Here is a 20,694-nt window from a genome sequence, read left to right on the forward strand (position 1 = left end):
GTTAGAACGCGTGCCGAAGCGTAAGGCCCGCTCCGCGGGGCGACACGAGGGGCTCGATGGCCGTGGTCGGCGACGGCGCGGGGCGGTTGGTCAGCACGAGGTAGAGGCCGCCCACGACGGCCACCGCCCCGGCGGCGAAGGTGATCGTGCTCACGGTGGCAAAGGTATCGCCGGAGCGTGCGGCGTCGTAGCCGGTCGCGTTGCACACGTTGTTCGCGTCGCAATTGTCGCGGCGCAGGTGCTCGCGATCGAGCGCGAAAAGGCCAGTGATGCTGCCGACCCAGAGGCTCGCGACCCCGAGCCCGAGCGCACCGATACCGAGGGCACGCAGCACGCCGGCGTGGCGCTCGCGATCGTGCGGGGCCGCTGCCGAGTGCTCGACGAAGGTGGGCACCGCCTCCTCGAGCGGGGGGCCGGGCCACACGGAGAGCTTGCGCGCCTCGCCCGAGCCAAGGCTGACGCCCTGGCGGGAGCCGCGGTAGCCCACGGCGGTGACCACGACGAGATGGTTGCCGGCGGGAAGGAGCAAGCTGACGCCGAGCTCTTTGCGCTCGAGAACGCGCCCGTCGAGGGTCACCGTCGTCTCGGCCGGCGCGCCGCCCCCAAGCCGCAACTCGAGCCGCGCGGAGCGCTTTTCGAGGAACGAGATGCGGTCGTGGACCAAGGGAAGCCGGTCGTCCTTGACGGAGAGACGCGCGAACGCCTGCTCGTAGTACGCGAGGGCGACGTCGGGGTGACCTTGGTTCTCTTCGCAGTCGCCAAGGTTGATCAACGTGCCGACCGCGGTGGGGTCGAGGCGGAGGCTCTCGCGGAAGTGCAGGCAGGCGCGGGCAAAGTCGCCTTTGACCGACGCATCGCGCCCGGCCTCGAAAAGGCGATCGGCTTCGGTGACCGGGCGTGGCGGCTCGGCATGCAGAGGCGCGGGCGCGGCGAGCACGATGGCCAGCGCACAGGCTGCGAGGGGACGGAGAATGGAGGGGATCACTTGCGGCGATCGAGCCAGGTTTTCTCGCGGGGAGGCTCGCGCGGTGGCGGCGGCTTGCGCGGCTTGGCTGCGCCCTTCCCCGTGGCCGGCGGCGATGGATTGACGAGCTCGAGGTCCACGGACGTCGCCCTGGCCACCGGAGGCTCGCTCGGAATGACGGGGGCCGGCGGCGGCGCCGACGGACTCTCCACGGCGACATTGGGTTGGGGCGGAGGCCGCATCCTGCCCATCGCCACGAAGGTCCCCACCAACGCCAAGGCCAGCAGCACCCCCGAGGTTGCCGCGACCAGCCATCCCCGACGCTTCGGTCCCGGCTTCGCCACGCTGACCGAAAGCTCGGCGCCGGTGGTGTCGGCCAGCTGGGCCTCGATCTGCCCGAGCAACGGGCGCGACACACGCGACAAGGTGTCGCGCCAGGCGACCTCGGGAACGGACACCCGCGAGATGCGCGGATGGCTCCCACTCGCCTCCGCGGCGACCAGCGAAATCCGTCCCCACGACGACGACAACGACTCCTCGGCCGCGCGCAGCGCATGCTGCATCGCCTTGGCGCTCGACCACCGTCGGCCCTTGTCGTACGCAAGCGCTCGGTCCACGACCTCGACGATCTCGGGCGCGACGTCCGGCGCTACCTCCGCCAGCGACAGGGCGGAGCGTGTGGCCGCCGCAATGAGCACCTCGTTGGCCGTCTCGTATTCGTGCACCAGCCGACCGGACAACAAGGTGTACATCGTGGCACCGGTCGCCCATACGTCGGAGAGCGCATCGACCTTGTCCATGTGCCCCAGCGCCTGCTCGGGCGGCATGAAGGCCGGCGTTCCCATGGCCGCCGCCGTGTGCGAAGCGGGCCCGCCGCCGTTTCGGAGACGGGCGATGCCGAAGTCGAACAGCTTCACCGCCCGGTCGCGTGTGAAGAAGATGTTTTCCGGCTTGATGTCACGATGCACAATGCCGCCGCCATGCGCGGTATCGAGAATGTCCAGCACGCCATCGACGATGGTGAGCGCGTCCTGCATCGGCAACCGCCCGCCGAGACGCTCCGCGCGATGGTGCGCCGTCTCACCGTCGAGCAGCTCCATCACCAGGAAGGCCGCGCCGTCTTCCGTCACGTCGTCGTCGAGCACGCGCACCACACCCGGGTGCTGCACGGCATTGGCTGCGTACCCTTCCCTCTTGAAGCGCTTGCTCAGGGCTTGGTCGACCGACAGCTGCAGGTGCAGGACCTTGAGCGCGACCCGGTTTCCATTCCGATGCGTCGCAGCATAGACGGCAGCCATCCCGCCGGTGCCCAGCAGGGCGTCGACGTGCCATTTGTTCCGTATGACTGTGCCGACCCGCGCATCGACGATATCGAGCACAGTCTGATCGAGGTTTGCCTCGGCCTGCACTAAAGCTCAGGGTAGCATGCTCCCCAGGCGTTGGTGCGGATCTCGACGCCCCCCGCCATCGATAACTACACCGATATGTCTCCTCATCTCCCTACTTCAAAAAACCCGTCCCGTCACAAACGCACGAGTGCGTCGTTCGAGTGTGGGGGGCCCCACCGCCCCACTCCCCCGAGTGGTGTGTGTGGAGGCATCCACCGCACGTCCCCGATAGGAGCCGCCTGATGTCCGAAGAATTGCGCCTGGGAATTGACCTCGGCGGCACCAAAGTCGAAGGAATCGTCATTCGCCGTCGCGGCGATGACATCGAAACACTCGCCAAAGTACGTCGCCCTACGGAACGGGACCGCGGTTATGAGCACATCCTCGAAATCACCGCCCAGGTGCTCGCCGAAACGGAGCAACAGGCGGGGCTGAAGGACATCGCGCGCGTCGGCATCGGCATGCCCGGTAGTGAAACGCAGGAGGGCCTCGTCAAGAACGCCAACACCACGGCACTCAACGGTCGCCCCTTCCGGGCCGATCTCGTGGCGCGCGTCGGCCGGCCCATCGTGTTCGCGAACGACGCCAATTGCTTCGCACTCGCCGAGACCGTGCTCGGTGCCGCCCGCGGGTCGCGGGTCACGTTCGGCGTGATCATGGGTACGGGCGTCGGCGGCGGCATCGTCATTGCCGACGAAGGAACGCCGCGCGTTTGGGACGGCGCCCAGGGCATCGCCGGCGAATGGGGCCACGTGTCGCTCGAGCCCGAGCGCGGACTCGCGTGTTACTGCGGCCGGCGCGGCTGCATCGAGACCCTTCTCAGCGGGCCGTTCCTCGAGAAGGCCTACGCTGCGCGCTCCGGCGAACGCCGCAAGCTCGTCGACGTCGTCGCCCGCCGCGAGACCGATCCCGCCGCGCAGTCGACCTTGGATCACCTGGTCGAAACCTTCGGTCGCGCCATGGCCACCGTTGTCAACGTGCTCGATCCCGACGTCATCGTGCTCGGCGGCGGCGTCTCCAACATCGACGTGCTCTACGACGCTGGCACCGAAGCGCTTCGCCGCTGGGCCTTCACCGACAAGCTCCGCACGAAGGTCGTCAAGCACGCCGTCGGCGACAGCGCCGGCGTGTTCGGCGCCGCGTTCCTGCCGAAGTAGGGGCTAGGGGTTGGGGCGGTGAGGAGAGTGGGAAGATGGATCGGGAAAAGCCCCGGGATCATCGAACCACCACCCCCGCCCTTTCCGGACACTGGTCCCCGCGGCCAGTGTCCTTGCGCGCCGAGACCCAGGATCGAAATCGGCGTGGTTTCCCGCAGTTGTCGCGTGTTGGCCGCGTAAACAACATCGAAGAACGGCATGGCCCGAGCCTTGCCATAAGCCCGCGTGGAGGTCACGATGGGCAAACGAATCGGGCTACTCGGACTCGCGATCGTGGGGTGCGGCAGCAATGCTGGCCCGGGCGACACGACCGAGGCGCGCGCGCAGACGGCGAGTCTCGTCGAGACCCTGTCGCTCGAAAACGCGAATGCCTGGGAGTGGGCTTCGGATTCGGAGTTGGGGACGCCGGCGCACGTCGCCGGGCATTCTGCGCCGCTCCTCACGGGCAGCATCTCGGCGAAGGAGGCCACGTTCGCATTCTTGAGCCGGTTCCGTGAGCGCTACAACATGCGCGATCCCGCGGGCCAATTCAGCGTCACGCGCGAGCACCGCGACGAGCTGGGAATGACCCACGTGCGCCTGCAGCAGGTGGAGCGCGGAATCCCGGTGCAAAACGCGGAGATGATGGCGCACTACGACGATTCGGGCGCGCTGCGGAGCATCGACTCGAACTTCGTCGCCGGCCTGGATGCCGTGGACATCGTGCCGGCCTTCGACGCGGCGCGTGCGCTCCTCCGCGCGCGCGAAGAGCTGCGCAGCGTGGCCGCGGGCCAGGAGGCGCGCATCTGGACCGCGCCGGAGCTGGTCATTCATGCGATGGATGGGGCCACCCCGACGCTGGCGTACCACGTCGTGCTGCGCACGGATTTGCCGGCGTTGCATCGCATGGATTACCTGTTCGACGCGCACACAGGCGACGTGCTTCGCGCGTTCGACGACATCGAGACGGTGGAGGGCAGCGGCAAAGGCGTCCTCGGCGACGCGAAGAAAATACAGGTCGCGGCATCAGGTGGCTCGTACACGCTCGACGACAGGACGCGCACGCCCAATGGCATCCGCACCTTCACGGCGAACAACACGGAGAGTCTCCCGGGGACGATCCTGACCTCCCCCAGCGCATCGACGTGGGACCAGGCGCCGGAGAGCGGCCCTGGCGCGGCGGTGGATGCGCACTACTACGCGGGCAAGGTGTACGACTATTACAAGACGAAGCACGATCGCAAAGGCATCGACGGCAACGACGGCTCACTCATTTCGGTGGTGCACTACTCCCAGAATATCCTCAACGCATTCTGGGATGGCGCCGAAATGGTTTACGGCGACGGCGACAGCACGTCGCGCGCCCTCTCTGGGAGCCTCGACGTGGTCGGCCACGAGCTTACCCACGGCGTGACCGAAAACACCTCGAAGCTCGTTTATCAAAAGCAACCAGGGGCCATCAACGAGTCCATCTCCGACATTTTCGGCTCGATCATCGAGCACTACGTCAAGCCGGACGAGAAGAACAATTATTTGTTGGGCGAAGACGTCTTCCTCAGCGGCAAGCCCTTTCGGGATCTGGTGCACCCGGGCGATCCCACCCTCGACCAGCCGCAGCCGGCGCACATTTCCAAGTTCCTCAATACGACCCAGGACAATGGTGGGGTCCACACCAATTCGGGCATTCCGAACAACGCGTTTTACTTGATGACCAAGGGTGGAACCAACGACGTATCCACGGTCAACGTCGCCTATGGCATCGGCTGGGACAAGGCTGCAGACCTTTGGTACCGCACCCAAACGAAGTACCTGACGTCGAGTGCCAAGTTCATCGACTTGGCCAATGGGACTTTGTCGGCGGCGACCGATTTGAAGTATTCGCAGAACCAGAAGAACATCATCGAGTGTGCGTGGATCGCCGTGGGCGTCATCAGCGCCCCCGCGACATGCAAGACCATTACGGCGGAGGCCACCGCCGCGGGCGACGGCGGACTGCCTACCGTCGGCAAGGACGGAGGAAGCCAAGGCAACCCGAACAGCGACGAGGACATCTTCGCGGGCAGCAAGAGCGGCTGCGCGATGGGCGGTTCGTCCGACGCGCCGTGGTCACTGTTCGGCGGCGTGCTCGGGCTGGGCATGCTGCTCGCCCGAAGGCGGATCAGGCGGTCGGGCCCTGCATCTTGACCTCCAGGCCACCGTATTCGGAGTCCTCGAGGGTCAGTTCGAAGCCGTGAAGGCGCACGGCGCGGTACGCGATGGGAAGGCCGAGGCCTTGGCCATCGGGGGCGCGGGTGCGAGCTTCGTCGCCGCGCACACCGCGCTCGGCGAAGCGTGATCGCTGCTGCTCTGGAATGCCCGGGCCGTCGTCGATCACGCGAAGGGAGAAGCGCTCGCCGGGCGTGCGCTCCAAGATGACGGCCACGTGGCCATCTTTGCGGTTGTAGCGGATGGCGTTGTACGTGACGTTGCTCGCGGCCTGCTCGAGCAGGGTGACGTCGCCCAGGACGTGCACGGCGTCGCCGGGGACCGAGCTCTCCAGGGATACGCCGAGTTCGCGCGCGATGGGGCGATGCCGCGCCACTACGCGCTGCACGAGGGCGTTGAGATCGACGGGATCTTTCACGGCCGGCGCCTCCGCGGCGTCCAGGCGTGCGACGGCGCTCAGGTTGTGCACCAGCGACGCCATGTAGTGCGCCTCGGCCATCGCCGAAACGAGCACGCGCGCATCGAGCGACTCGTCGCGTGCGCCATTCTCGCGCAGGGCCGCCAGATGGCCCTGCAGAACGGTGAGCGGGATCATCACGTCGTGGGTGGTGTTCGCAAGGAAGTCGCGTAAGGCGCGTTCGCGTCGATCCTTCTCGGCCAACTGGGAGCGAATTTCGCGGCCGGCGGCATTGAAGGCGCGCGCGAGCTCGCCGATTTCGTCGCGGCCGTCCTCGGTGATGGCGCTGGCGTAGGCGCTCTTGGCGGAGAGCTGGACGGCGTCGGTGAGCTTTTGAATGCGCCGGACGACGGGGCCGAGCGCGAGGAGCATCGCGGCGAATACGGCCACGGTGGGGAGTAGCCACAGGTTCGAGTCGGGAAGCACGCCCCATTCGGGATCGGTGGTTCCGCGCCCGAAGATGTAGGCACAAGGACCTGTGCGCCAGGGCATGGCCACGAGGACTTCGACGTCCGTGCTGCGAAAGCGCACCGGCGCCGACGCCACCGAGGCCTCGCGGATGGCACGCACGAGCGACGCGGGAATGGGCGGCGCCGTGGGATTGCTCGAGTGCAGCTCGGTGTCGTAGGCGAAGATGGCGGCCGGGCGCGCATGCGGGCGCGATGAACGGGGCGGCGGCGGCCCGGGCGGTGGTGGTGGGCCCGGCGGCGGCCCCAATGGCGGTCCGGGCGGAGGTCCAGGTGGAGGTCCGGAATGGCGTGGCGGGCCTCCTGGGAATTCTCCGCCGAACGACTCGGGCGCCGCCTCGCAGCGATCGCGCTCGTTCGACATGCGCGATTCGATGTGCCACGCGAGCAGCCGCTCGGCGACCTCGTGCTGGCGGACGCCGTCGTACCAGAGGAGGAGCAGCCCCACGGGGATGGTCACGAGAATGGTGGCCGCGGCCAGCCGAACGCGCAGGCTCGTCATGGTGCGAGCCGGTAGCCGATGCCCCACACGGTCTCGATGAGCGAGGTCTCGCCCATCTGCGCGAGCTTCTTGCGCAACCGCGAGACGTGCACGTCCAACGTGCGCTCGCCGCCATCGCGCTCCGGATCCAGCGCCCGCTCGGCCAGCGCGCGCCGGGTCATCGCCTCCCCTGGGCGCTCGGCCAGCGCGGAGAGGAACTCGAACTCGACGCGCGTGAGCTCGAGGCGTTCCCCCTTCCACTGCGCCTCGCGCCGTGCGCGGTCGATGCGCAGTGCCCCAGCCTCGAGCACGTCGCCGCGGCCGAGCGCCGGCCGGCGCAAGCGCGCGCGCACGCGCTCCATGAGCTCCTCGGGCCAGAACGGCTTGGTCATGTAGTCGTCGGCGCCGAGCTTCAGCGCGCGCACTTTGTCGGCCGTGGCATCGCGCGCGCTGAGAACGAGGACCGGCACCTCCGAACATGTGCGCACGTCCTTCAGCATGTCCATGCCGTAGACGCCCGGCAGCATCAGATCGACGATGACCAGATCGAAGCCGCGAAGGTCTTCCTGCGCGACGCGGCGGCCTTCGCGCCACCACACCGCTTCGAAACCATGGTCTTGAAGCCGGTGAACGATCTGTGCACCGAGCTCGCTATCGTCCTCGACGAGGAGCACACGCCTCGACATAGGGATTAGGGATAAGGGGTTAGAGGTCGGGGCGAAAGGGAAATTTCGTACTGTAAGAGATTCGTAAGATCTCGGATAGCAGACTGAGTGCGCAAGAGATCATGCGCATGAAATATCCTTCAGGCAGGTTGGACGAAGAGTTGCGGGTCATCTCGCGACGCAGAGCTTTGCGCGGTATGGGTGCCGCGCTCGTGACAGCACCGTTTGCCAAGGTCCTCTTCGGGTGCTCGTCCGATGGCGATTCGAGCACCAGCAGCGGGACGGGAACCGACAGCGGAACGGACGCCGATGCGACCGGCACCGGCGAGGCAGGCGCATGGGCCACCGGCGGCACGGCGGTCATGGCGGGCAATTACCCCGATCCGTTCACGTCCGGCCTGGGCGCAGCGTGCACGCTGACGTGCGCCGCGACCTTGGGGCCGTGCTACGCGGAGACCGTCGAGCGCAAAGACATCAGCGAAGGCCACGATGGCCTACCCGTTCGGCTCGCGTTCCTCGTGGTCGATGAATCGTGCACGCCCGTGCCCAACGCCAGCGTGGACATCTGGCATTGCGCCCCCGAAGGTCTCTACTCGGGCAGCGATGCCAGCGATTTTTGTACGAGCGGCGACGCCACCGCCCGCGCCGCACGATGGTTCCGCGGCGTGCAGACCGCCGATGCGAACGGGCGCGTGGACTTCGACACGTGCTTTCCCGGCTGGTACAGCGGACGCACCATTCATATCCACTTTACGATTCGCGTGAACGGCACGGAGTACGTGACGTCGCAGTTGGTCTTCGACGATGCACTCGACGACGAGATCGTGAGCACACAGCCGCTCTACGGCACGCGAGGTTCGCGCGATACGTCGAATACGAACGACAACGTCGTCGGCGGCGCCGACCTGGCCAACTACACGTTCGAGACCTCGCGCATGTCCGACGGGGCGATGCTCGCGTGGAAGGCCATCGTGATTCGCTCGTCGACCGGCACAGCGTTGTGCTCGATCGGAGGCAACGGTGGCGGTGGCGGCCCCAGGGACGGTGGCGGCCCGCCTCCGCCGTGAAAATTGCGCAAATGACAGAGAAGTGCGAAACCGCACGGGGTCATGGCCGTAATCTACGGCGTGACCATGCAAGGAAGCCTTTTTCACCTCGCGTTCGTTGGCTGTCTCGTTGGTATCCCGCTCGCAGCCCTGGGCTGTAGCAAGAGCGAGGACGCCCCCAAACTGGCCGCGAGTGCAAGCTCGCTGGCCGTGGAGAAGCCACCGCCCACGGCGATGGTGACGAAGTTCGCGATTGCGACCGATGGCAAGACGCACATCGACGGGCCGGCGCCGGCCGAGCATTTGAAGGGCGATACGTCCGCCTCCGCCGGCTCGCTCGATGTGGATCTGATGAACCTCGCCAACACGCGCGGTGAGGTGAAAATCGATCTGGCCTCGCTGAAGACGCACACGTTCGACGCCGATCCGCAAGATTCGAAGCAGACGAAGGACGCCGCCGGTTGGCTCGAGGTGGGCGATGCCGTCTCCGCCGACGTGCGCGAAGCGAACCGCTGGGCGGTGTATTCGATTCGGTCCATCGATGGATTGAGCGCGACGGACGTGACCAAGGTGCCGTCGGTCAAGCAAGGTGCGGACGACGTTCGCGTGGTGACGCTCACGTCACACGGTGAGCTGCTCCTGCACGGCCACAAGGCCGACAAGGTGGTACCCCTCGAAGCGCGCTTTCACTTTGCTTCGGGCGCGGCGGCCGACGCACGGCCCTCGTCGGTCGAAATCGTGACGAAGTCGCCGCTGAAGATCACCATTGCCGAGCACGACGTCAAACCGCGCGACAATCTGGGTAAGCTCGCCAAACGGGCGTTTGGACTGCTCGGCACCAAGGTCGCCGACGTGCTCGACGTCACGTTTGAGCTGCGCGCCACACCACAACAGCAATAGTATGGTGCGCGATTCGCAGGAAAACCGCAGGAACCGAAAGAAGAAAGAGAGAGTTTCGTCATGAACAAGTTGAACCTGTCGAGCATCGCCGGCGTCCTCGCCACCTTGGGAACCGGTGCGCTCATCGTGGCGTGTGGTGGTTCGCCGCCGCCCGAGTCGAGCAGCCCGACGACCACGACGACGGCGCCCGCCGAGCCTGCGCCGGCTCCCGCAGCCGCCGCCCCCGCGCCGGCCCCCGCCGCCGCCACGACGGAGACGACGGCGCCGCAACCGGCCGCGGCCTCGCCGGCCCCTGCCGCCGCCGCGCCCGCACCGGCGGTCACCTCCGCGCCCGCACCGGCCGCGAAGGAGACGACGCCGGCGAAGAAGACCGGAAAGAAGCCCGCCGCCGGACAGGCGAGCTGCGGCGCCGGCACGTGCGGTGCGGATCCCAAGAAGAAGTAACGGAGACCGCGTGAGGGTCGGCCTCGGACTGCGATGGGAATTCATGGGCGAGCTTCTCGAGCGCATGCCCGAGGAGCTCGATTTCCTCGAGATCGCCCCCGAGAATTACATCCGCCGGGGCGGCGACCATCGCGAGGCGCTCGCACGGCTCGCGGGGCGTTATCCTCTGCTGGCCCACGGACTGAGCTTGTCGCTCGGCGGGACGGAGCCGCTCGATGCGGCCTTCCTGCGCGAGCTGCGCGCGTTCCTCGAGGAGGTGCGCGCGCCGTTTCATTCGGATCACCTGTGCTTTGGTTCCAGCGGCGGGCGTGTGCTCCATGAGCTGTTGCCCATTCCCTTTTCGCGCGCATCCGCGGTTCGCGTGGCCGACCGTGTGCGGCACGCGGCCGATGCGCTGGGGATGCCGGTCGCCGTGGAGAACATCAGCTACTACCTGACGCTGGAAGGCGATGCGGCGATGGAGGAACCGGAGTTCCTCTCCGAGCTATGCGAGCGCGCCGACTGCGGGCTCCTTCTCGACGTGAACAACGCGTTCGTCAACGCGACCAACTTCGGCTTCGACGCGGCCAACTGGCTCGATCGCGCACCGCTCGAGCGCACGGTGCAGATTCACGTGGCCGGTGGCGAGTGGATGAGCGTCCCCGGCGACGAACGCCTACTCGTCGACACGCACGGTGCGGACATCCCCGATCCGGTGTTCGCGCTTCTCGCGCATGCCCTGCCGCGCACCGGTCCCGTGCCCATCGTCGTCGAGCGCGATTTCACCATTCCGCCGCTCGACGCGCTGCTGGACGAAGTGCGCAAGGTGCGCGCCGTCGCAGAACACGCGCTCGCGCACGCGCACCCGAGCAGTTAGGCGGCGCCGAGGAGGACGCCGTCGTCGGCGAGGACCGCGAGCAGCTCGGCCACCCGCGCGAGGAGGGCATCGTCGATGGGCCCTTCGCCGTGGCCCGATGCGGCGCGCACGGCCTGGGCGAGGGCATCCCCGGCGAGAAGGCGCTCGATCACCGGGGCGACGCCCGCGTCGAGCTCGCGCGTGTGGACCGCGTGCTCGGCATCGCGGAACACGAGGAGCGCGATGTCCCGCGCGGCGGGCGGATCGGTTTCCTCGTCGTGCACGGCGTGGGAAAATCGCCCGAGACGCGCCGTGGGATGAAAGACGATCCCGCGATCCAACGCCAACTCGGCACGCGCCGGGGGCAGCTCGCCCACTTCTGCGATGCCGACGTCGAACTCGAGCACCTCGTAGCGTGCGAGGTCCGCCAGGTGTGGCGGATACCCCTCCCCCGCCCAACGGCCCGCCGCCGCCCATCGTACGAGCTCGCCACCGATGTCGCGGACGAAGTGCGTGCGCGTCCCCGCCTCCGCGAGAAACGCGCCGAACTCGCGCTCGAAGCCGCCCTCGGCCCGGTCGAGGCAAGCAGCGGTACGCGGCAGAAGCTTGCGCGCCACCGACTCCAGGTTTCCCCGTACGAGCCTGCGGTAAAGGAGCAGCCGACCCGCCTGCGGCACGCCCAATCCGCGCGCCACCTCGTCTTCGTCCCCTTCGGCAAGGCAGACGTCACGAATCAGTTGCTCCCAAGAAGCGTCCATTTTTCGCATCGTACGGACTGGACGGGGCTCATCCCCACGGGTATTTGATGTCACCGGGAAGAGATTCCCGGCCCGCCCCCGTAGCTCAGAGGATAGAGCAGCGGTTTCCTAAACCGAAGGTCACAAGTTCGACTCTTGTCGGGGGCGCTCGCGGTTGTCCCGGAGGCTCGGGGGGATAGAGCGGGCTCGTCATTGGTTTTGGTGCAGGTACGCACCAAACTCCGCGCCATCCGTGATCACCGTGGGCGCCGTTGCACGCGCAACGTTGCACGTCGCAGATGCAACATGCCGTAGCGAGCGACTGCCCAGTCTCGGCGCTCATCTCGTTGGACCGAAGATTCTCGTGCGGGATCACGGAGGCGCATGGGCGTCCGGACGGTACGACGGAGGGTGCAATGAGCGGTGGCCGAATCTTCATCGAGCGACCCGCACCGAAAACAAGTACCCTCGGCGGTACAACATCCAAGCCCGCTCGGCGCTCCCCCGTGCGCGAGGCGCCCGAGCAGGTTCCCGAACCTATTCCCGGTCGCGGCATAAATCTGGCGCGCGTGCCAGCGTACGGTCCCGAAGGACCACGTGGGCATGCCTTGGTGCACGTGAGAGGGCGGAAGCAGGCGATCGACCAAACCACACACCCCAGACTGCAGGCCAAGTTGCAGGTGGGGGCTGTAGCTGTCGACGAGGCCAGCGTCGAGGCGCCACCCGAGGTGGAGCGCATGCCTCGGTCACCGGGTCTACCCCTGGGCGCAACGGCGCGCGACTTCATGGAATCACACTTTGGCCACGACTTCCGTGACGTTCGAGTTCACGACGATGCCAGGGCACACCAGGCTGCGAACGCCATCCGCGCGCGTGCATACACCGTTGGTCACGACATCGTCTTTGGCGCCGGCCAATACCAACGCGGGGAATCCGCTCCCGCGATCGGGCAAGGACCGGTGCAGATTGCGCGGCTGGAGACAGGTCAAGCTCACCCCCGCGCAGAAGGGCGAGGCTTTCAAGCAGATCGTCGACAAGATCCACCAGGTCGATTCGACCTGGATGGCGGAGTATCAGAAGCCCGCGAACGGCGTCGCTCTCTTCACGGGCGAGGGGCGCCCCTTCGGCCTAGCCATCGACAACGAGGGTCAAGTATGGTCGACGGACAACATCCGCGAAAACACGACGATCGATAGAACGGCCCTGACGACGATCGATTATTCGAAATGGAAAAAGCGGAAATGAACATGCGCCTCTCCCTGGAAACTTCGCGAGCCGTCCGTTGCACCGAGCGTTTTTCTGGTTCTGCGAAGTCCTTCATCCGCGCGATCGTCAACGACCAGCATTCCGTCATGCTGATGGCCAATGCATCCTGGAGCGGTTTCGAACTGTCGTCCGCGGACCTCTCCTCGGGATTGCTGGATATCGCCGAGAATGTATGGGCCAATCAGGGCGACGTCGAAGACCCTGCCGAAACCTTCGCGCGCATCGTCACCGGCTTCGCGGAACGAATTCGCGCCCTCTCGTCGGATTCCAAACAACCCGTCGGCTGGTTGACCCAGGTCGAGATTCGCGATGGTCTCGTTCGGGTGACCTGGCTCGGGGCGGACGAGGTCTGGCTGGTCTCCGATGGAGGCCTCATTCAACGTACGTACGGGCATCTGGACCGTCGCGAACGCCCTGGACTGAAGACGCAGGAGTGGCTCGCTCGCGGGGTCGGCGGAGAATACCTGGGCACCGAACCCGAAAGCCTCGACGCGCCGTGGCCTTTGTGCCAGGGACAGAGGCTGCTCGTGCTCAATCAATTTCTCATTCGTGAATTGTCCGCCCAGGATATCGTCAGGCATGCCACGACAGGCACCGTGGAGGAGGCGGCCAACGCTCTCGTGAACTCGGCGAACGCAAAACCGTATGCCGCTGCCATCGTGATCCAAGTTCAATAGCCTGCCGCCTGCGCGAGCGAGTTCGTCCCGCGGGCTCGCACCCCCGAAGATGTTTCTCGTTCGGCAGGCACTTCGCCCAACGCCGTAAGCTCGTCGTCGCGAACCGCGGCGAGCGCCTCGACGCCCCACGTGGGAAGGCGATCGAGCATGGCGCCGGACCGCGCGATGGGCGATGGGAACAAGCCCGCGACGAGATCTTACTCCTCGCGGCTTGCGATGGCCGCGAGCAACTGCTTAGCGTGTGGGGCGAGGATGCTCTTCGCGGCGAAATGCGGAAGGGATTGCATCCCCTTCGGGAGCCGCGCGTGCAGGAACGCTTCGTAGTCCCCCAACCCCGGTGACGATGCTCGGGGCCCGAGGTTCGGGCGGAGGCCCGAATTCGTGCACGACCATGGCATTCGGACGGTCGTAAGCGACAACTTCCGGGCGTGGTTGTCGAATATTGCAGATGAAATGGAGCGAGGAGAGTACGCCGTCAATGGTCTCGGGTTTCCGTCACGAAAGACCGAGTAAGGAGCCAATCACTTCTTGCCCTCTTTTACATCCAAATGCTCACCCCGCTGGACCTCATCGGAAGTCCACGCATCCATCCGAATGACTCGCGGGGCGATTGCAGTACCGCGTGCACGACCCGCGGGGCCATCGGCGCCGCTGTGCGTATTGCGAAACGTTCATAACGTCGCCTGGTGAGCGAATGTTGCCTTGGATATCTACACGGCTGATTCAATTGTACCGATGGGCAACATTCATTTCGAATGTTCGGTGCAGTAGAAGCAACTGCGCGCGAATCGACATGCACGCTTCCATGGTACACGCCTACTCGAGCAGATTGGCGGAATGGATCCATGCGACCATCCCTTCTCGGCATTATTAGGTATTACCCACCTTCGATACATGCTTTACTCTGTCTTGGCGCTCCACCGACCAGTTGGCGTCCGTTATCGACAAATCTCTTACCCCGTTTGGAGGTATAGGCACATGTGGGTTCGATTCGTTTTGGGGACCGCCTTCGCGGCACTTGGTTTTCTGGCTTGCTCGGGCGGCGATGACAACACGGACAAAGGGCCGAATGGCGGAGACGGTGGAGGTGACCCGAACTCCGAGATCACCGCAGAACGTGCCTGTGCGAATTACGCACAAAGCCGCTGCGCCGAGCTAAACGAGTGCCAGGCGTACGCGTTCAACACGAGCTATGTCGACATGAACGACTGCGTCACGCGCTTTCAGGCCATATGCAACCGTTCGCTCACGGCTCCTGGGACCGGGAAAACGCCCGCCCGGGTCGACGAGTGTGCAAAAGCGCTCAAGCTAGACCATTGTGACAACATCAAGTACAACCAGCCGCTCGAGGCGTGCAAGCCCGCGGGAACACTCGAAGACGGCGCACCATGCGGCGATGCGGCCCAGTGCAAAGGAAGGTACTGCAAGAGGGCCGAAGGCTCGACCTGCGGCGTCTGCGCCACCCTGGGTCAGAGCGGGGCCGCCTGCGATTCGGACTCTGAGTGCGACAATGGCTTCGGTTGCAGCAACGACAGGTGCACGAAAATTTGTCCCAAGGACGCAACTTGTGAGTCCGGCCAGATCTGCGGGCTTCAGCTCGTGCCCGACGTCGCCACGCACAAGTGCGTTCCGAAGCTCGGCGAGGGGCAGGCGTGCTCCAAGGAGAAGAAGTGCAACGGTGCCGCGGGGCTCTATTGCAACCAGAACACCCTCGTTTGCACGCGCCTCGAGTATGTCGGCGCGGGGCAAGCCTGCGGGCTCAACGAGCAAACGAAGGTGGATACGGACTGCAGGACCGGCGCGTGCAGCGATGACGCCCCACACACGTGCCTTGCGGATCTGCCCGAAGGCGCGAAATGCGACGCCAACGGCGGCGCATACTGCGCGGTCCCTGCGATCTGCGCGAACGGAGTCTGCAAGTTCATCGACGCCACAAGTTGCAAATAGGCGCAGCGAGGGTGCATGGGCTCACCCATTTACTTCGCTCCGGGCGCGGCTTTCGCGATGAGCGTCGCGGGGGCCCAGACGGCGAGGTATCCCCATGCGGTTTGCACCATCAGTTGCACCCAGTCTTCGCGTCTCTCGGTGACACTCGCGCTTGCATGCGCGAGTGTCATGCCGACCACGGGGCCCCGGGGCGCAAGGTGAAGGCATGTATTTGGCGTCAGCGATACGTCGGCGGCGGATCCTTCGATGGATTCACCGGGCGCGGAGTCCTCGATGAATCCGTTGTTCGTCAGATCCTTCGCGCGAACCCATCCGTGAATCTCGTAGTGCAAACGCGCTTGGTCGTTGCTGTGTTTCTCCAACTGGACGCGCAGCTTCACCTGGATCCGCACGACGTCCCCGCGCCGCGACTCGATTTGCGCAGGCGCCAGACGCGTGAACGTCGCCAACACGCGGCCACCCGACCGTTCCCGCATCGTGGTGTCGGGCTGCACGAAGGTCGTCGGCGACACGGGCGGATGCCACGGTAAAGGTGCATAGACGACCCCCATCGCGCTCGCCGGCAACCAACCTTCCGCGTCGACGGTTTCGTCGGCAAGCTTGACGCGAACCCACTCGGCTGCGCGCTCGAGGACCCGAACGGACGCGCCGGGTGCCACGACGATTCGGCCTGCATCGGCATCGAGCGACGCCGCCGCCTTCGGTGCGCCCAAAAGGGTGACGCGCTTCGTTGCCGTCGGCATCAAATCGCGGGCCGCGACGTGCAGCATGAAGCGCAACCCGTTTTGCTCGGCCACGATGCGTGGTGAATCGCCGTTCTCGACGACAACGTACTCGGAGGCCAGAGTGGCGCGCCCTTCGCCGGCAAGCGGGGCACCGTCCAGTGCAAGTCTGGCCTCCCCATAGTGCTGGACGAACGTCCTATTCGGAGACCTCCGTTCGTAGCCATCCCGCAGGTGCTCGCACCCGGAGGCATCCGTGGAAACGACCGTTGGACTCGGACGCCATGTCATGGCCGAGGGACCTTTCGCCGAGGCGGACGTCGACCTGCGACTGGGATTTTCACACCCGAGCCCGGATGCGACGACCAAGCCCGACAGGATCGCCGCACCGAGCACTCGTATCGGATGGTTTCGAACGATACCGCGCATCGCGACCCGTTAGGGTGGACACTCGATGGTGGGATTGCCTTGCGCTGCGTGGTACTGATCGATCGTGACCCCGACGCAGTGCGTCCTGTGAGACGTGTCCTTCTTGATGTCGTCGGAATATGTACGGACAGCTTGAATATAAGTTTCAATGGCTGCGTTGAAGTCCTGCACGGTCATCCCGATACGGCCCGTGAATTGTGGCGCCGGATGCTCGCGAAAAAAGCGCAGGTAATCCGCACCGTGGCGCCCTTCGTGAAATTGAACGGACGTATCCCCTGCTGCGATGTCCTCGGCTGTGGTGCCCCGCCCGTATCCTGAAGGCCCCTGTCGATTCATGGTAGGTGGATAGCGTGTTTGAATGCGTGCGACCAGATCTCCAGGGCCGGAGAAGGTGGCGACATGCCCGTTTTGATGCCGGAAGTGAATCCCGCCGCGGACTACTTTGTACTCTGTAACCGCCGCCCCCTTCGTCTTCGCCACCTCTTGTTGCGTCATCACCGCGTCGGGGAGCACCTCGATCCGAATCTGACCCTCCCGCAGGCTCGCGATCTTGGTTGCAGGGTCCTGCTGCGCCGAGGGTGGAAGCGGGGTCGTAATCCCGGGAAAATTCTGAACAGGCATGGCCCACTCGAAAACGAGTGCGCGGTACGTCTGGAACACCTCGTTCACCGGCCGATAGGCAACGTCAGCCGCTCCCCCCAAAAGAGATCCCACCGCCTCGGTGTACGCCGTCCGCAATGCTTGAAAGAGCGTCCGGTCGCCCGCGAGCTCGTCGAGGATGATCTTCTCGTGCGTATCAACGGTGGTGTGCCACCCGGTCAGCGTTCGACGTACCGTGGCATCGCTGAACCGAGCCGCCCCCGCACCGCCACCCGGCGCACCCGCCACCCCATGAACGGCGCGAAAGTAATCGGCGGCACTGCGCAGGAATTCAATGGCATCTTGGACGAAACGGCGCTTGTCGTTCCCACCGGCTTGCGCGGGTTGATTGGCATTTGCCTGCCGTTGGACGAGCGGAACTCCGTGGGCGGGAACGGCGGAAAGATCTCCCGCAAGCGCGTGGCCGGTGCGGCCGCCGTCGGTCGTGTCGAGTAGAGGAACGCTCGGCGAGTTCCACGCAGCGCTCGGCCCCGAACGCACGAGCCCGGGCTTTCGCGACGGGACGACCGCGCTCGTTTCATTCGGTATCGGTTTGCGATCGAGAACGCGCACGATTCACCAATCCTTCATGATTTGGTCGAACGATCACGCGTCGACTTGGATCCCATATGCATTCGCAGCCATGCTACGAATGGCTTCAGCGTGGTCGCCGCCGAGCTTTTTGGCTGCTTCGACAGCGAGCTGAAATCGTTCTCGGGCTTCCTCCGTCCGGCGCATCCTGGCGAGTGCTCCGGCCAAAAGAAGCGAACCTCGATACCCATCGTTGGCTCGCGCGCCGAGACAACGCTCGTCGTCCCGCTCAAAGCGAGCCCTTTTTGGCTTAACATATGCTTACCGGACATGCCGCTCCTCCTCGCGTTCACCCCGATCCGCCACGAACCCGCGCGGCCGCGACTTCGCGGCATCTCTCGTACAACGCGGGCAAATCGCGCTGCACCCGGTTTTCCAAGTACCCCGCGATGCGCGGGTTTCGCTTCGCTTGCCCAATCAGATGCGTGAAGCCCATACGCAGCGCTTCGCGCTCGCTCCAGGCTGCGGCGTGGCTCGGGAAGAGGTACTCGATGCGGATGTCGCGAAACGGGGAGTCGGCGCGGCCTCGGTGGTACTCCACGCAAGCTTGGAGGAACCACTCTTCGACGGCGACCATGCAACGTGCCTTTTCGCGCAGGGCGGCCAGTGGGCGCGTGTTGCCTCGGTGCTTCAGCATGGTCATCACCGATTGGCCGTAGTGGGCCAGAAAGTCGAAGCGCTGGCCTCCGACGAGGCCGGCGGCGACGGAAAGTCCGCCGCGCGCGGCTTCGTACCATGTCCATTCGTCGGGGAGCCAGGCGCGCTTCGAGCGTGCAAAGGCGCTTCGAATGTCCGAGAGAACCGATGCCCATGCGCCGAATCCGAAGGGGTCCGGATTTTGACCAAGAACGGGAGACTGCTCGACGTGTTCGGGCAGCCGTTTCCAGAGGTACGCGTCGCTGTCGATGTGAAAGAAGGGCTCTTTTTGCAAGGTGTACGTGTACAGCTTGCTCAGGGTCCACCAATCCGGGTCCATATCGGATAGCCCGTTCAACGCGACCGAGTATTCGCCGAACTGGAGACCGAGGTCGTCGACCAAAAGTCGTTTTCCCTCGTCATCGGTCACCAACGATGTTGGATAGTGGACGCCCGCCGCATGAACGGCGAGCGCCCACGAATACAGATGGTGCGCTTCAGTCATCCACACCGTGCGACGGTGGGCCGGAAAAGGCTTCGACCAAAACGAGAAAACGGCTTTCACGACCAGCGTATCCTTTTACAACTCCTCGTCGACGGCAGGGTCCGTCTCCGTCCCGGGAGTGGTCGGCGGCGTCGTCGTGGGCAGTGCGAACGTCGTACGCAACGACTTGACGTCCGAGATCTTGCCAGCACTCAACGTCAGCTCTGCGAGCGGTGCATAGTGATGCGCGATACCGCGCGGCGGTACGAAGCCCTCTTCCGGCCATTCGATGTTCGCCGCGGTCTCGCCCGCGGCCTCGCGCGCGGGAATGAGCCAGTAATCGCCCGGACGATAATCGTGCTGCGTGGTACCGGTGGCTTTCTCGAAGGCGATGTGAATACCGTCGGCGAGGTGGAACTCGGCCTCGCTCATTTTGAACGTGCCCGTGGCGAAGTCGTCCTTCACCACCTCGATTTCCGTTCCGCGATGATCCCAGCGACGAAGGAGGACGTTCGTTTGCTCCTTCTGCGCCCGCGTGCACACGGTGGACTCCCCTTCCAACGTGACGGTCATCTCTTCCGCGTCGACCTTCACCACGCGAAGCAGAGCGTCGGGGTGCCACTCGCCGTCCTGCGGCGACTGCAGGGCGTAGCGATCGTCGACCAGTTCCACCCAATCGTCTTCCACGAGCGTCGTTCGTTCGTCCCGGCCGAGGTGGGCCACTCGGACGCTGAATTGCTTCGCCGCTTCATCCGCCTTGCGCTTCACGGGCGCATGCGGAAGCCCGACGACCGGAAAGATCACCGAGCCGTTGTCGAGCGATACCTTGAAGGTGGCCTGCTCGATCGGGCCACCCCGGTGCACTTCGATCCGCCACAATTGGTTTTCACCGCGGTATTGCGAAGTCGGCGGGATCACGCACGGGTCCGTGGCGACCGCCGTCTCCTGCACGAACGCCCGCATCCTGCCGCGCGAACGCGTTCGTAGCGCTTTCAAGGCGTCGTCCGGGGTCTCTCCGGACGTGCCGGTGGCTGGACGCAGCTTGCGGGCTTTGACTTGCCAAACGACCTTGGCGCGCGCAGCGGTGTCGGGGCCGCCCAGCGCTTTCTCGCGGATGGTGGGATCCTCGACGGACGTTATCAGTCGCTCCCACACGTCGGCATAAACGAAGTAATTGCCATCTTGGTCCAAGGCTTTCGGCCACCAGTCGGGTTGGCGCTGGTACGTCGTGAAGGGTTCCGTCCCATTGGGCGGTGGCGTGGCCGGCGGCTGCGGAGGGGCGCCGTGCTCGTTTTCGATCAGAATCCCCTCGACGTAGTAGTGGCCGCGCGTAATGGGGAAGTCATTGCCAGACGACGTCGCGTCCGGCTTGCGAATGTCGAAACCGCCGTCCATCGCCGGGCCGGCATGCCGCCCGAGCAGATCCTCGGTCAGGGTTCGCAGGTGATGAAGCAAAATGGACGCCTGCTCGTTCCAATCCGCGTCGATCGCCACGCGCCCCTGTTGCAGCAGGACCCGGCTGTAGTGTTTCTTGGAGTCGAACGTATTGCGGGTAAAATCGCCTTTCACGGGCCTGCT

General features: G+C 65.3%; 20 protein-coding genes and 1 tRNA gene. 10 read left to right on the top strand and 11 right to left on the bottom strand.

All coding sequences use genetic code 11. From position 1 onward, the window contains the following. Position 1: 1 nt before the first annotated feature. Both LVJ94_24635 and LVJ94_24640 read right to left on the bottom strand, forming a co-directional pair. A complete protein-coding gene (locus LVJ94_24635; GenBank protein WXB10402.1) occupies positions 2-985 on the bottom strand; it encodes a hypothetical protein in 984 nt (327 codons plus the stop codon). Beyond that, positions 982-2,373, bottom strand: a complete 1,392-nt coding sequence (locus tag LVJ94_24640; protein ID WXB10403.1) for a protein kinase — start codon at positions 2,371-2,373, stop codon at positions 982-984. The genes LVJ94_24635 and LVJ94_24640 overlap by 4 nt, the downstream gene beginning before the upstream one ends. Before the next feature lie 221 nt (positions 2,374-2,594). Between LVJ94_24640 and LVJ94_24645 the strand changes: the two genes are divergently transcribed. Then, entirely contained in the window at positions 2,595-3,509 is a 915-nt protein-coding gene (locus LVJ94_24645; protein WXB10404.1) for an ROK family protein, read from the top strand. Positions 3,510-3,746: 237 nt separating this feature from the next. Further along, on the top strand, positions 3,747-5,672 hold the full coding sequence (locus LVJ94_24650) for a M4 family metallopeptidase (protein WXB10405.1): 1,926 nt from the start codon (positions 3,747-3,749) through the stop codon (positions 5,670-5,672). Here LVJ94_24650 and LVJ94_24655 read toward each other — a convergent pair. Continuing rightward, positions 5,647-7,119 carry an ATP-binding protein gene (locus LVJ94_24655; protein ID WXB10406.1) on the bottom strand — a complete coding sequence of 491 codons (1,473 nt, stop codon included), beginning with the start codon at positions 7,117-7,119 and terminating at the stop codon, positions 5,647-5,649. The genes LVJ94_24650 and LVJ94_24655 overlap by 26 nt on opposite strands. Beyond that, complete coding sequence (locus LVJ94_24660) at positions 7,116-7,784, bottom strand: response regulator transcription factor (protein ID WXB10407.1); 669 nt, start codon at positions 7,782-7,784, stop codon at positions 7,116-7,118. The genes LVJ94_24655 and LVJ94_24660 overlap by 4 nt, the downstream gene beginning before the upstream one ends. Before the next feature lie 107 nt (positions 7,785-7,891). On the opposite strand from LVJ94_24660, the gene LVJ94_24665 reads away from it, so the two are divergent. From LVJ94_24665 to LVJ94_24680, 4 genes are read left to right on the top strand one after another with little or no spacing between them, the layout of a single operon-like run. Then, a complete protein-coding gene (locus tag LVJ94_24665; protein ID WXB10408.1) occupies positions 7,892-8,830 on the top strand; it encodes a protocatechuate 3,4-dioxygenase in 939 nt (312 codons plus the stop codon). Between the two features lie 42 nt (positions 8,831-8,872). After that, a complete protein-coding gene (locus LVJ94_24670) occupies positions 8,873-9,709 on the top strand; it encodes a hypothetical protein (protein WXB10409.1) in 837 nt (278 codons plus the stop codon). Positions 9,710-9,769: 60 nt separating this feature from the next. Next, positions 9,770-10,153: a hypothetical protein gene (locus LVJ94_24675; GenBank protein ID WXB10410.1), complete on the top strand. Its 384-nt coding sequence runs from the start codon at positions 9,770-9,772 to the stop codon at positions 10,151-10,153. Positions 10,154-10,163: 10 nt separating this feature from the next. Beyond that, on the top strand, positions 10,164-11,009 hold the full coding sequence (locus tag LVJ94_24680; protein ID WXB10411.1) for a DUF692 domain-containing protein: 846 nt from the start codon (positions 10,164-10,166) through the stop codon (positions 11,007-11,009). On the opposite strand, the gene LVJ94_24685 is transcribed toward LVJ94_24680, so the two are convergent. Further along, positions 11,006-11,746: a hypothetical protein gene (locus LVJ94_24685; protein ID WXB10412.1), complete on the bottom strand. Its 741-nt coding sequence runs from the start codon at positions 11,744-11,746 to the stop codon at positions 11,006-11,008. The genes LVJ94_24680 and LVJ94_24685 overlap by 4 nt on opposite strands. A 74-nt stretch (positions 11,747-11,820) precedes the next feature. Between LVJ94_24685 and LVJ94_24690 the strand changes: the two genes are divergently transcribed. Further along, positions 11,821-11,893 (top strand) — tRNA-Arg (locus LVJ94_24690). 623 nt (positions 11,894-12,516) lie between these two features. Here the strand turns inward: LVJ94_24690 and LVJ94_24695 are convergent. Beyond that, a complete protein-coding gene (locus LVJ94_24695) occupies positions 12,517-12,678 on the bottom strand; it encodes a hypothetical protein (protein ID WXB10413.1) in 162 nt (53 codons plus the stop codon). Between the two features lie 13 nt (positions 12,679-12,691). Between LVJ94_24695 and LVJ94_24700 the strand changes: the two genes are divergently transcribed. Next, on the top strand, positions 12,692-12,970 hold the full coding sequence (locus tag LVJ94_24700; protein ID WXB10414.1) for a hypothetical protein: 279 nt from the start codon (positions 12,692-12,694) through the stop codon (positions 12,968-12,970). Next, complete coding sequence (locus LVJ94_24705) at positions 12,967-13,668, top strand: hypothetical protein (protein ID WXB10415.1); 702 nt, start codon at positions 12,967-12,969, stop codon at positions 13,666-13,668. Before LVJ94_24700 ends, LVJ94_24705 begins: the two co-directional genes overlap by 4 nt. Here the strand turns inward: LVJ94_24705 and LVJ94_24710 are convergent. After that, positions 13,662-13,817, bottom strand: coding sequence for a hypothetical protein (locus LVJ94_24710; protein WXB10416.1), 156 nt, complete (start codon positions 13,815-13,817; stop codon positions 13,662-13,664). The two genes, LVJ94_24705 and LVJ94_24710, sit on opposite strands and share 7 nt — an antisense overlap. Before the next feature lie 829 nt (positions 13,818-14,646). Between LVJ94_24710 and LVJ94_24715 the strand changes: the two genes are divergently transcribed. Further along, positions 14,647-15,615, top strand: coding sequence for a hypothetical protein (locus LVJ94_24715; protein ID WXB10417.1), 969 nt, complete (start codon positions 14,647-14,649; stop codon positions 15,613-15,615). A 29-nt stretch (positions 15,616-15,644) separates the two neighbouring features. Here the strand turns inward: LVJ94_24715 and LVJ94_24720 are convergent, their stop codons facing one another. From LVJ94_24720 to LVJ94_24735, 4 genes are all read right to left on the bottom strand, one after another. Then, positions 15,645-16,628, bottom strand: a complete 984-nt coding sequence (locus LVJ94_24720; GenBank protein WXB10418.1) for a hypothetical protein — start codon at positions 16,626-16,628, stop codon at positions 15,645-15,647. A gap of 147 nt (positions 16,629-16,775) precedes the next feature. Then, entirely contained in the window at positions 16,776-17,978 is a 1,203-nt protein-coding gene (locus tag LVJ94_24725; protein ID WXB10419.1) for a hypothetical protein, read from the bottom strand. A gap of 307 nt (positions 17,979-18,285) precedes the next feature. After that, complete coding sequence (locus LVJ94_24730) at positions 18,286-19,197, bottom strand: hypothetical protein (protein WXB10420.1); 912 nt, start codon at positions 19,195-19,197, stop codon at positions 18,286-18,288. A 15-nt stretch (positions 19,198-19,212) separates the two neighbouring features. Continuing rightward, positions 19,213-20,685, bottom strand: a complete 1,473-nt coding sequence (locus LVJ94_24735) for a DUF6519 domain-containing protein (protein ID WXB10421.1) — start codon at positions 20,683-20,685, stop codon at positions 19,213-19,215. Between the last annotated feature and the right edge of the window lie 9 nt (positions 20,686-20,694).

Source organism: Sorangiineae bacterium MSr11367 (assembly GCA_037157805.1).
In the GTDB taxonomy this organism is placed as follows: Bacteria; Myxococcota_A; Polyangia; order Polyangiales; family Polyangiaceae; genus Pendulispora; species Pendulispora rubella.